At 42.1% G+C, this 13,012-nt stretch carries 8 protein-coding genes; 2 read left to right on the top strand and 6 right to left on the bottom strand.

The window, feature by feature from the left end:
* Window positions 1–49: 49 nt before the first annotated feature.
* The 5 genes from BacF7301_RS13610 to BacF7301_RS13630 all read right to left on the bottom strand — a co-directional run bounded on the left by BacF7301_RS13610 (window position 50) and on the right by BacF7301_RS13630 (window position 8,261).
* On the bottom strand, window positions 50–4,111 hold the full coding sequence (locus BacF7301_RS13610) for a hybrid sensor histidine kinase/response regulator transcription factor (RefSeq protein WP_167963608.1): 4,062 nt from the start codon (window positions 4,109–4,111) through the stop codon (window positions 50–52).
* 98 nt (window positions 4,112–4,209) lie between these two features.
* The gene (locus tag BacF7301_RS13615) at window positions 4,210–4,617 is read right to left on the bottom strand and encodes an ATP-binding protein (protein WP_167963610.1); all 408 of its coding nucleotides are present in this window, start codon (window positions 4,615–4,617) and stop codon (window positions 4,210–4,212) included.
* A 9-nt stretch (window positions 4,618–4,626) separates the two neighbouring features.
* On the bottom strand, window positions 4,627–6,558 hold the full coding sequence (locus BacF7301_RS13620) for a SpoIIE family protein phosphatase (RefSeq protein ID WP_167963612.1): 1,932 nt from the start codon (window positions 6,556–6,558) through the stop codon (window positions 4,627–4,629).
* Between the two features lie 10 nt (window positions 6,559–6,568).
* Window positions 6,569–7,516 carry an ABC transporter substrate-binding protein gene (locus BacF7301_RS13625; RefSeq protein WP_167963614.1) on the bottom strand — a complete coding sequence of 316 codons (948 nt, stop codon included), beginning with the start codon at window positions 7,514–7,516 and terminating at the stop codon, window positions 6,569–6,571.
* A gap of 10 nt (window positions 7,517–7,526) precedes the next feature.
* Window positions 7,527–8,261, bottom strand: a complete 735-nt coding sequence (locus BacF7301_RS13630) for an anti-sigma factor antagonist (RefSeq protein ID WP_167963617.1) — start codon at window positions 8,259–8,261, stop codon at window positions 7,527–7,529.
* 211 nt (window positions 8,262–8,472) lie between these two features.
* Here BacF7301_RS13630 and BacF7301_RS13635 point away from each other — a divergent pair, with 211 nt between their 5' ends.
* Window positions 8,473–9,618 carry a helix-turn-helix domain-containing protein gene (locus tag BacF7301_RS13635; protein ID WP_167963619.1) on the top strand — a complete coding sequence of 382 codons (1,146 nt, stop codon included), beginning with the start codon at window positions 8,473–8,475 and terminating at the stop codon, window positions 9,616–9,618.
* A 62-nt stretch (window positions 9,619–9,680) separates the two neighbouring features.
* On the opposite strand, the gene BacF7301_RS13640 is transcribed toward BacF7301_RS13635, so the two are convergent.
* Window positions 9,681–11,051, bottom strand: coding sequence for a TrpB-like pyridoxal phosphate-dependent enzyme (locus tag BacF7301_RS13640; RefSeq protein WP_167963621.1), 1,371 nt, complete (start codon window positions 11,049–11,051; stop codon window positions 9,681–9,683).
* Window positions 11,052–11,182: 131 nt separating this feature from the next.
* Between BacF7301_RS13640 and BacF7301_RS13645 the strand changes: the two genes are divergently transcribed.
* On the top strand, window positions 11,183–13,012 hold the full coding sequence (locus BacF7301_RS13645; RefSeq protein ID WP_167963623.1) for a TrkH family potassium uptake protein: 1,830 nt from the start codon (window positions 11,183–11,185) through the stop codon (window positions 13,010–13,012).

Consider the following 13,012-nt stretch of genomic DNA (forward strand, 5'->3'; position numbering starts at 1 on the left):
TTATATTCCGTAAAAATCATGATATTTTTGGATTTGCGTTGTTGTTTATTTATCCTTTAGCCTTCTTGATATACTCCGTAGGCAAGCATCCGAAATACTTCTTGAAGCTTGTAGCAAAGTAAGACGGTGTATTGAATCCTACCATCGTACTTACTTCCGCTACTGTATAACGTCCGTCCTTCAGTAGTTTGGCAGCCTCATTAAAGCGAATCTTGCGTATAAAGTCGATAGTAGATTCACCTGTGATAGCTTTTAACTTCAGGTGCAGATTGGAACGACTCATATTCATTTCTCTGGCAAATTCGTCGGTAGAGAATTCTATATTGTCCATGTTCTTTTCTACAATAGTAACAGCACGTTTCAGCAGCGCTTCATCCATAGCGTTGAACGTAATCTTCTCCGGTTCTACTTCCAACGATTTGGAATAGCGTTCGAGCATACGTCTGCGGGTACGCATCATGTTCTGTATCTTCGTAGTCAGTATGGCAAGAGAGAATGGTTTGGGGATATAGTCATCCGCACCCATTTGCAAACCTTCCATTTGATCCTTGGTTTCGCTTTTGGCTGACAGGATAATAACCGGGATATGACAAGTACGGATATTCTGCTTCACATTTTTACATAGTTTGATGCCATCCATTACAGGCATCATCACATCAGTAACAATGATATCGACTTCATTATCTTTCAGTTTCTCCAGAGCTTCCTCACCGTTTCCGGCTTCCAGCGTATTGAATAGCTCAGAAAGTCCGCTGCTGAGATAATGTCGGATTTCGTTATTGTCTTCTACGATAAGAATCGTTCCCCGTTTCTTGTCACCTGATTCTATGGCTTCATTTTCCACCTTTTCCGTATCAATGAAATACATCTCTTTGGAATTGGTAGAATATACCTGTTCTTCTTCGTTTTTGCTATCATTGGAAGCTAATTCGGATGGCTTGTAGGTATTTATATCCTGCGGAAGATATACGGAGAATGTACTGCCTTGTCCCTCTTCACTATCCAATTCGATACGGCCATGATGCAACTCTACCAAACGTTGTACCAATGAAAGACCTATACCACTTCCTACATGCTCACTTTCAACCTGATAGAAGCGTTCGAATATCTTTCCCTGTTTGTTGATAGGAATACCGATACCGGTATCGCTGACTTGCAGTACCAGGCAATTATCTTCCTCTTTCAGAGTCACGGTGATACTTTGCCCGCCTTCTGTATATTTGAAAGCATTTGAAAGCAGGTTATTGACTATCAGTTCCAAGTAATTAGGATCGAAAAGTTCTTCTTTGTCTTCCAATTCGGAATGGAGAGTATAGGTTATCTTTTTGTGGCGCGCCAGCTTGTCATAGAACAGGAAATTATCATGTATCAACTGGTGGGCATTCTCTTTCTTCACCTTTAATTCGAATACTCCAAGTTCAGCCCGGCGATAATCCATCAACTGATTGACAAGATGCAGCAGACGATTGGCATTTCGCTGGATATACTCCAGTTGGTTCCTTGTCCAGCGGTCGCTTATCTTGTTGATAATTTCCTGTAAAGGAGCTAAGATGAGGGTCAGCGGAGTACGCAACTCATGAGAAATATTGATGAAGAAACGCATCTTCATCTGGTTGATTTCTTCCTGGTGTTCCTTGTCCCTGCGTTCTATTTCCAGTTCCGCTTCCATGCTTTTCCGCATCCAGAAGAAACGGAATACGAAAGTGATGAAACCGATGAAAGTGGCGAGGAAAAGAAGTATCGCCCACCAAGTCTTGTACCATATGGGCAGGACTATGATTTCGAGTACGGTGGGAGTCATATTCCATTTTCCGTCGCTATTGGCAGCCTTTACGAGGAAATGATAAGTACCTTGCGGTAGGTTGGAGTAGGAGACAGAACGTTTGTCTGTCAGATAATACCACTCTTTGTCATAACCTTCCAGCTTATAGGCAAATGTATTGTGCTGTCCCGAAATATAGTTGGATACAACGAACTCGATAGTAAAAGCTGTTTGCCATGATTTCAATGTGATACTTTCCGTTTCATTGATGTTTTTGGTCAGAATACCAGTCTCGTCATCCGGACGGACTGTTTTGTTGAACAGTTGCAGTTTGGTTATTACTACTGGCGGAGTATAAGGGTTGTCCAGTAGTAATTCCGGACGGAAAGTTGTGATACCGTTGATACCACCGAAATACATCTGCCCGCTGGAAGTACGGCAGTACGAGGAAGTATTAAACTGATTACTTTGCAAACCATCTGATTCAGTAAAGTTACGGAACTTTTCACTCTCCGGGTTAAAGCAGGAAATACCCCGGTTGGTACTTAGCCAAAGACGTCCGAAGGTATCTTCCAAAATACCATAGACTACATTATTAGGCAGGCCATTGGACGTAGTATATCGTTTGATTTTCTTCTCTTTTTCATTAAAACAATAAACTCCTTCGCGTGTACCTACCCAAACGATACCGTTATTAGCTTCATAAATGCAGTTGGTGAACATCTTGGTGACAGGAGATGCAGGGAGAACAGGAGCTTTTTGTATCTCTAATCCTTGTTGCTGAAAGACCGATACGCCTTCCTCGCCACCAATCCAAAGCCGTTTGCGTGAGTCTCTGAATAAAGTCGTGATTTGCTGGGAAGTGAATGGAGTACTATCCTTTTCTTTATCTATGGTCGTGAAACTTTGTTTATCGGGATTGAAACTGACTAAAGCACTCAATGTTCCTAACAGGAGATTGCCGCCCTCGTCAGGGATAATAGCATATACATTTTCATTTACCAACTGGCTGTTAGTCTGGTTGAAACTTTCCATTCGTCCGCTGTTACGGTGAAGGACAGTCAGCCCGCCGGCATGGGTACCGATATAAACAAGTGATTTTTGCTCATCTACATATACGGCTTTTATATTATTGGAACCAATTCCTATTTCCCGTTCATTTTCCTGTAACGCATAATGGGTGAACTGTTGCGTTTTAGTATTATACAGATTCAGACCGCCATCATTGGTTCCTATCCACAGATTCTTATCCTTATCTTCCACAATGCAGCTTACTACATTGTCGCTCAATGAATTCTTATAAGGAATACGCTGTATAGTCTTGAACCGGTTGCGAATAGGATGGTAATAGTTTAGTCCGCCAAAATAAGTCCCGAGCCACATACCTCCCTGGGAATCCATGAAGATACTGCGCACCGAGCGTTGCGACAAGCTACCTCTTTCTACCGGACTGCTACTATACGAAATAAACGAATCACTTGCCTCACGATAAATATTCAAATCATTGAATGTTCCTATCCATAAACGGTTTTGTGAATCCAGTGCCAGCGAACGGATATAATTGGAACTGATACTCTTAGGATTGGAAGAGGAATGGAGATATGTCTTTACTTCTTTGGTTTTCGGATTGAACAGAAGCAGGCCGGCTCCTTCGGTAGCTATCCATATACGGGTAGGAGATTGTTGCAGGATAGATTGAATCCGTTTGGTATCCAATATAGGAGTTACCTTTTCCAGGCTCTTCTGAGGGATGGAGTAGCTGTAAAGCCCGTTCTCCATCGTGCCGATATAGATTACATCGCCATGCCTGTAGAGGGCGGTAGCTATAATCTTGTGCATGGCTGTGCTGAAAGAATCGTCCACGAATTTGGATTCTTTTATATCGAACATGATAAGCCCTTCCAGTGTGCTTATAAGCAACTGTTCCGGTGATATTTCAGCGATACCGTTGATCTGTTGCCGCTTGCCTTTCTTCTCGTAGAAAAAGTTTTTGAATTGGTCTTTTTCTTCATCATACCATGACAAGCCGTCCCGCGTACCTATCCAAACCCGTCCCTGACTATCTGTCTTTACGATTCGTGAAATGTCATTGGCGATACTGTTAGGATCGTCTTCATTATGCTGGTAAACCGTAAATGCATACCCGTCATATTTGTTCACACCGTCATAAGTAGCAAACCACATATTGCCACGCTTGTCCTGATCAATGGCGAATACGGTACTTTGCGACAATCCTTCATTGATGGAAATATAGGAAAAATTGATTTGCTCCGGAATTTGAGAAAAGGCAGAATTAGTTCCTATACACAGAAAGAACAAACAGATTACTATATTTTTAAGGTAGCTCATTATTAGGTCATAAGATTAATAATGGCACCAAAGATAATAAAATCTTTTGTATGCTGTGTAATTTGGCCGGGAAACTATACTATTTTTCCCGGATTATGTTAAATGTCTTTTTTCATTATTAGTCGATTTTCGTTGTCGATACGTTGGTAAGATATTTCATTCATAATGCTGCGGATGAGAAATATCCCCAAACCACCGATGGGACGTTCCTCGATAGGGAGTGTGATATCTATATCTTCTACTTGTGTCGGGTCAAAAGAAGCTCCTTTGTCCGTAAGAAGGAAAATAAGCTGCTTGTCGGTAGAGTTGACTTTCAGCAGAATCGTATGCTGTTCCTGAGGTGGATAAGCATACATAATAATGTTAGCTACGGCTTCTTCTAATGCGAGATTGATATTCATGGTCGTTTCGGCGGATAAAGACAATTCTTCACCTACTTCTTCTATAAAACTGGCTAAAACAGTAATTTCGTTCAGATCGTTTGAGATTCTTATTTCTTTTTCCATAATAGTGTGTTACTTAACTGTTTTTTCTTCGGGTTCATATTGAATGAGTAAAATGGTCAGGTCATCGCTGGCTTCAGCTTCTTTGACATGATCTGCGATAGAGCTGACAATAACGTCAACTGTGGTACGTACATTCGACGAAGTATTAGCGGATAGGACTTCCAGTAATTTGTCGTCTCCGTATAATTCTTTTTCTGTATTTTCGGCTTCTGTTATACCATCGGTATAAAGGAATAATTTGCTTCCCTTTTCCAGTGTGATTTCCGCGTCCGTATAGGTGAAATCCTCAATGACCCCGACAAATATCTGAGTAGGGAATTCCATGAATGACACATGTTTGTCAGGAAGAATAAGTATAGGCGGGTTATGTCCGGCATTGCAAAGTTTCATCACACCAGTTTCCAAATCAAGTATCCCGACAATAAGTGTGACAAACATATTGGATTCATTATTATCGGAAATGGAGTTATTCATCTCAGTCACAATCTTCGCCGGTGAAAGCACCTGATGGGACAGGGTGCGGAATAAGCTGCGGGTGATAGCCATAAACAGAGAAGCGGGCACCCCTTTCCCGGACACATCACCAATCAGGAAGTAAAGACGGTTGCCATCCATATAGAAGTCATATAGGTCACCGCCGACTTCCTTGGCAGGTTTCAATATGGCATGTAAGTCCACATCGTTACGGTCGGGATAAGGTGGAAATATTTTAGGAAGCATCCCCATCTGTATATCCCTGGCTATGGAAAGTTCACTCTCGATCCGTTCTTTGCTGGCAGTCGTTTCTTTCAATTCATTGACGTAAGTAGACAGGGACTTTTGCATATAGGCCAACGAATCATGTAAATCTCTGATTTCATCTTTCGAATGTACCTGTGGTAATGTTACATCAAATCGTCCGGTCGCAATTTCACGGGCTGATTCGGAGAATCTCTTCAAAGGGCGGACAAGCCGGCAGATAATGCTATATACAATGATAAACAGGACCAGGATACCGGTTAGAAAAGTATAAATGATCTTTCGGGAAGTGCTGTCCAGTTCCTGAAGAATTATCTTACTCGGGCAAACTGTACATATCGACCAGCCGATTCCCGGTATAGCCGTGTAGAAAGCATATGAATCCGTTCCTAAATTATCAATATGCATGGTTCCGGTCTGTCCTGCCAGCATTTCTCGTCCGATATGTTCCTGTGCATGATTCTCAGTAGAGAAAGCTTCGGTAAATACAGTTTCGTTCAGAATCTTGCTCCGATTCTCGTGTGTCAGAAAACTTCCGTTACGGCTAAGCAGGTAGGTATAGCTGGTGGGGTAGGGTTTCAGTGCACTGATATTGTCTGTGAATTGTGACAGTGATATGCTGGCGATAAATATAGCATATAATTCGCCACGATTATTATACAGCGGCTTGGAGTAAGTGCTCATAATGATATTTCCACCGCCGTCATCATAATAAGGTTCACTCCAGTAGTCTTGTTTCAGCATTTTGGGAATAAGATACCAATCCATGTGCAGATAGTCATAATTCTGGCTTCCGAGCACTTGATAGGCGATTTTATTATTACGGAATGAAACATAAGGCATGAAATATCTACCCTTCTCTTTATAATAATCCGGCACGAACGCTATGCCGCTTCCTACGATGAGCGGATTGTTCTTTATGATAGAGGTAATGATATTATGCAGTGAGTCCGGTTGCTCTATGTTCTTTTCCAGTACCCATATGGACTGGTTGATGGTGGTTTCTACAGAATTTAACTGGCTGGTTATTTCCGTGGTGATGTTGTTCAATAGGCTGTGAGTACGTTCAATGGCGAAATTCGTTACTTTCTCATGGCTATATTTATAAAATAGTCCCATGATTGTGGCAAAGACAATCAGTGTGAACGACAGTACGTAAATACTGAGCCGGGTTGCAAAAGAACGGGAGTATGTGTGTTTCATTGTGCGGTAGTTATTTAACAAAGTTCTCGTAAAGGAGAGTATTTGCCTTTTTGGCATCGGCAGGGAATAAAATATCGGTTGCCATATTGAACCCTTCACGGCTCAGCCGATAGGGGCGTTCACCGTTTTTGTCCGTTTGAAGCCAGAGTATTTCATCCAGCATTTTGCTTTGATGATACCGGTTGGTTCCTATATTGTAGCGATGTACTTGTTCCATTACGATATCCAATGCCTCTTCACGATGCTCATACGCCCAGTTCCATCCACGGATGGAAGCCCGTACCAGTTTCTGTATCGTTTCCGGATGCTTCTTGTAGAGCTGTTCGGTTACATAGAGCCCGTCCTCAGGCAAATCGTATCCGTAATCGGCAAAACGCATGACGTGGGTAGAATCTATCTGCATGCCACATTCTGCCAGTTGCGGAAACTCATTATAACTTCCTATCATACAAATGTCCACTGCTTTTGCCAGGAAGAGATTGATGCCACTGTTGAAACGTATCCAGTTGACTTGAAGCAGATACTTATTGGCAACTTGATCCAGCAGTTCCTGGCTGAGATGGTTCCATACAGCTATTTCTTTGTATTGTAAGGATGAAATTCCTTTTAGAGGTGAATGGCTGACGAGCATTAGGCTGTTTCTCTGAGACGTTTGCATGACATTCACGATTTGTTTGCCGGCAAGACATTCCATTAAAGCTTGCGATAGATTAGTGATAATCGCTTGCGGTTCTTCTTCTTCGAGATAGAGGAATGAATTTTCGGAATGGGACGGGTGTTTGACATGTACATCAAGTCCTTCCTCTTTATAAAAGCCCATTTTTTCGGCTACATAATAACCTGCAAATTGTGCTTGTGCTGTCCATTTGGGTATTAAGGTAATGGATTGCGCATTTGCTGTAACTGTCAGCGAAAACACAACTGACAGTACAGCGCTAATGATATGAATAGCTTTCATATTGTCGGAATTAACGGACGGTGAAAAGACTGGAACAGCCTGTCATATCGAATATTTTCCGTATTTCCGGTTTCATAGCTTCCAGGACAAGTTGTCCGTTATGTTGCGTGATGCTTTTTTGAAGTGTAATCATACTGCGCAAGCCGGAACTGCTAATAAACGATAAAGCCTCGCAATTCACAATAATATTAGGGTTCTCCATATTCAGAAGCGGCTGCATGACCGTATTGAATGTATTGGTATTGGCTGTATCCAATCTACCTTCAACGGTAAGTATCGTTACTTCCTCTATCTTGCATAAGTTGGTTTTCAGAGTCGCTTCCGGCTCGAAATTCATATCTATGTTTTTAGTCAGAATCAGTTCATTGTGATTATCGACAGAGTGGTATTCTACTTTATCCATCGTGCGCCGGATCAGGAAAAGCCCCAATCCTTTAGTCAACTGTTGGTCGAGCGATTGCACATTGTCGGAAGTTTCCTTTTCCGTAGGGTCGAATGAGGCACCTTCGTCGATAATACGGGCAACAAGCATGCCGGGAGCAACCGAAGTCCGCAGAGTGATTTCACTTTTTAGATTGGGAGGATACCCGTAACGGATTATGTTGGTAACAGCTTCTTCTATGGCAAGATTGATACTCATAGTAATACTTGCGGGGAGTTGTAGCGACATTCCTAATTCTTCTATAAACTGGGCGATTCTTGTAACTTCATCCAATTGATTGTCAATGATGATCTCTTTTTCCATGTTTTTTAAGTATCGTGTCATATATAATGGCTTTTGTTTTGATTGCAATGTTTCGACAAATGTAGGACTTTATGTTAAGAACAGGAAATTAATTAGACTGAATTTCTTCCCGTTTTACTGAAAATCCTTAGAATGGGACATGTTTTAGCTGATAAATGATTTTTGTTTTTTCCTGAAAAGATTTATTTTTGCTCCTCAAAACAAAATAAGAATGGTAAATGTAATTGTTCTCTCCGTTGAATTACTGCTGGATGTCGTTGGGTTGATATTAGGTATATGTGTCTATTCACGTTCCTCGGACAATGGGCTTCAGAAAGCGTGGGGAGTGTTAGCCATTACTTTATCCCTTCTTTTGTTATGTGACAACCTTGAATGGATGTGGATTTTCAGTAAAGGCGGTGAAGAAACCATTCCGCGTTTCACCGAATTGCCTATGAATCATCTTTCCATTTGGCATATTGTCCGGGTAATTGTTTTTTTTCAGTTCTTCTCACTTTTTCCTATGGTTTCTTTGAAGCCGGGATGGATTACGTTATCGAGAGTTGTCAGTTTGTGTATTCCTATCTTACTGATAGTCTGCATTGCTTGTTGTTATCAATTTTTCAATGGCAATTATACGGAGCTGAAATCATTTGACGCCATTTGGGAGAACCTTGATAAACAGGACGTGCGGGTGCGGTTGATGCTATTTATAATAAGTGTCATTACCCCTTCGGTAAATTTCCTTTTTCCTTATATGAGACGATTGATACCTGTCCGCCGAAAGCAGAGCAGGGCGATGCTGATTTATATGTGTTGTTTTGGAGTGATAATGTCCGGCTATATTTGGTTGATGTTAGGTACCGGTGGACTGTCCTTTAATGTATTCGGCTATATTGTCATTCTCCCGACCATTTTTCTGAATGTACTATATCTCCGCAATGAAAACCCGCTTTCACTCCCACCGCAACCTGTCGACGAATTGAAGACAGATGAAATAGAAGCTATACGGGAGATAGCCGTGTCACCTGTTGTACTGGATGTGTCCAGCCGGATGCAGAGGCTTATGAAACAGAATACACCGTTCACCAATTCTGAATATTCTTTGGAAGACCTTCTGAATGACCTGAATACCAATGAACATCGGTTCAACAAAGCACTTCATTACGAAGGATTCTCCGGTTTCAGGGACTATATAAACTTCTACCGTTTGCAGTATTTCAAGGAACAAGCACGGTTGCAGAAGAATTTGTCGGTGAAAGAATTAATGTATTTGAGCGGCTTTACCTCGCGTTCCAGTTTTTACCGCTATTTTGCCAATGTGGAAAAAATGTCTCCGAGCGAATATATGGAGATGCTTACCAAAGAAAATAAATAAGCCCGGCCAAATGAATGTACCGGGCTTGTTCTATATATGATTGGCTTTTGAAATCAGAAAGACTATTTAGCTAAATCGCCTATTTCATCCAAATTCTTCTGAATATCTTCATCTGTCAATGCGTAGTTGACCAAATCACCTGCTAAGTATTTGTCATAAGAAACCATATCAATCAATCCATGACCGGAGAGGTTGAACAGGATAACTTTTTCTTCTCCTGTTTCTTTGCACTTATTGGCTTCACGAACAGCGGCTGCGATAGCGTGGCAGGATTCCGGTGCCGGAATAATACCTTCCATTTGTGCAAACAGACAACCGGTTTCGAACGATTCCAACTGCTGAATATCCACTGCTTCCATCAATCCGTCTTTGAGCAACTGGGAAACGATAACACCTGCACCGTGATAACGAAGGCCACCGGCATGGATGTGAGCCGGAGCAAAGTTGTGTCCTAATGTAAACATAGGCAACAACGGGGTATATCCTGCTTCGTCACCGAAATCATATTGGAATTTACCGCGTGTCAGTTTCGGACAAGAAGCAGGTTCGGCAGCAACGAAGCGGGTTTTCTTTCCTTCCAGGATGTTGTGGCGCATGAAAGGGAAGGAGATACCGCCGAAGTTGGAACCACCACCGAAACATCCGATAACTACATCCGGATATTCACCGGCCATTTCCATTTGCTTTTCAGCTTCCAGACCGATAATTGTTTGGTGCAGAGCCACGTGGCTAAGTACCGAACCGAGTGTGTATTTACAGTTGGGAGTCATTTGTGCCAGTTCGATAGCTTCCGAGATAGCTGTACCCAGCGAACCTTGATAAGTGGGGTGCTTGGTCAGAATATCTTTACCGGCACGGGTAGACATGGACGGAGAAGGAGTGACCTGTGCTCCGAAAGTCTGCATGATGCTGCGGCGGTAAGGTTTTTGTTCGTAACTGACTTTTACCTGATAAACGGCAGCTTCCAGACCGAAGACCTTTGCTGCGTAAGAAAGGGCTGCTCCCCATTGTCCGGCACCGGTTTCAGTGGTGATATTGGTTACACCTTCCTGTTTGCAGTAATAAGCCTGTGCCAAAGCTGAATTCAGCTTATGAGAACCGATAGGACTCACACTTTCATTCTTGAAATAAATATGCGCCGGAGTACCGAGTGCTTTTTCCAGTCCGTAGGCACGTACCAACGGAGTACTGCGGTAATATTTGTACATTTCGCGAACTTCTTCCGGTATTTCAATCCATGCGTCAGTCTGGTTCAGTTCCTGGCGGGATAGTTCTTCCGCGAAAATAGGAAACAGGTCTTCTGCTTTCAGTGGTTGCTTGGTTCCCGGATGCAACGGCGGCATCGGTTTGTTTACCATGTCAGCCTGAATGTTGTACCAGTAGTGTGGAATTTCTTCTTCCGGTAGGATATACCGTTTTCTTTTGTCACTCATAATATTGTGGTTTTTAATTTTCTGCTGCCAAATGTAGACAAAATTTTTAATATTCGGATAATTTTGTCAACAAAGAATCGGTTTCGATTGTTATTTTAGTTAAGTTTGCACGACGTTATAAAAAATATGATATGAAGATTTATCATAAATTTCTGTTATACCAAAACAAACTACTAAAACCTTATATACGTATTATACTAGGCTTGGTAGAAGCATTAACCTACTTAGCGTCCCTTGCGCTAATTGTCGGAGTTATTTACGAGCATGGCTTTCCGCTATCAGTAGATGAAATAGCGAAAATACAAGTCCTGTATAAAGCCGTATGGGTTATTTTTCTGATTGATGTTACCCTGCACATTTCTCTTGAATACCGGAGTACCAAAAAGCAATACCGGAGGTTGGCATGGATATTGAGCGGCTTGTTGTATCTCACTTTGATACCCGTCATTTTCCATCGACCGGAAGAAGAAGGGGCTATTCTGCAACTTTGGGAATTTCTGCATGGCAAGTTTTATCATTTGGTATTACTGTTGATTTTTTCTTTGTTAAACCTCTCCAACGGACTGGTACGCCTGTTAGGGCGCCGTACCAATCCGTCTTTGATATTGGCTGTCAGTTTTCTTGCTATTATCCTGATTGGTACAGGGCTGTTGATGTTGCCACGATGTACGGTGAACGGTATAACCTGGGTAGATTCGTTGTTCACGGCTACGAGTGCGGTATGTGTCACGGGGTTGGTTCCGGTGGATGTCTCGACTACATTTACTACCGGTGGCCTTGTTGTCATCATCTTATTGATTCAGATAGGCGGATTGGGAGTTATGACTTTGACCAGCTTCTTTGCCATGTTCTTTATGGGAAATACTTCCCTCTACAATCAGTTGGTTGTCCGTGATATGGTCAGCTCCAATTCATTAGGTTCGTTGTTGTCCACTTTATTATATATACTGGGATTTACCTTGGTGATTGAAGGTATCGGCATGATTTCTATTTGGTTCAGTATTCACGGTACGCTTGGAATGAATCTTGAAGATGAATTGGCTTTCTCCGCTTTCCATTCTATTTCCGCCTTTTGTAATGCAGGATTCTCCACACTTTCCGGGAATTTGGGAAATTCCATGGTTATGACTAATCATAATTGGTTGTTTATATCCGTTTCTTTGCTGATTATTCTGGGCGGTATCGGTTTCCCTATTCTGGTAAATTTCAAGGATATAGTATTGTATCATTTGCGCCATTTTTGGAAGTTTGTACGTACCCGCAAGCTGGAAAAGCACAGAATGCTCCATCTTTATAATCTGAATACGAAGATTGTATTGATAATGACTTTCCTGCTGCTGGTTATAGGTACACTGGCAATTGCTGCTTTTGAATGGAATGCTTCTTTTGCCGGAATGCCCGTCGCAGATAAATGGACGCAGGCTTTCTTTAATGCAACTTGTCCCAGAACAGCCGGCTTCAGCAGTGTCGACCTGGCTTCTTTGAGTGTACAGACATTATTGGTTTATCTGGTATTGATGTGGATTGGTGGTGGGGCACAATCTACTGCCGGTGGTGTCAAGGTAAATGCTTTTGCGGTCGTCGTCCTGAATCTTGTAGCTGTGTTACGTGGTTCAGAGCGGGTGGAAGTATTCGGCAGAGAACTCTCTCACGATTCTATCCGGCGTTCTAATGCGACGGTGGTCATGTCACTGGGAGTACTGTTCCTTTTTATCTTTATATTGAGCATCCTTGAACCGCAGGCATCATTGATGGCGTTGACTTTCGAATGTGTCTCGGCGCTTAGTACGGTAGGTTCCAGTCTGAACCTGACTCCCAAATTATGTGATGCAAGCAAATTATTAGTGGCATTATTGATGTTTATCGGACGTGTGGGCTTGATTACGTTGATGCTCGGAATTGTGAAACAGAAAAAGAATACAAAATACCGTTATCCGAGTGATAACATAATCATAAACTAA

The sequence above is a fragment of the Bacteroides faecium genome (assembly GCF_012113595.1).
GTDB lineage: Bacteria > Bacteroidota > Bacteroidia > Bacteroidales > Bacteroidaceae > Bacteroides > Bacteroides faecium.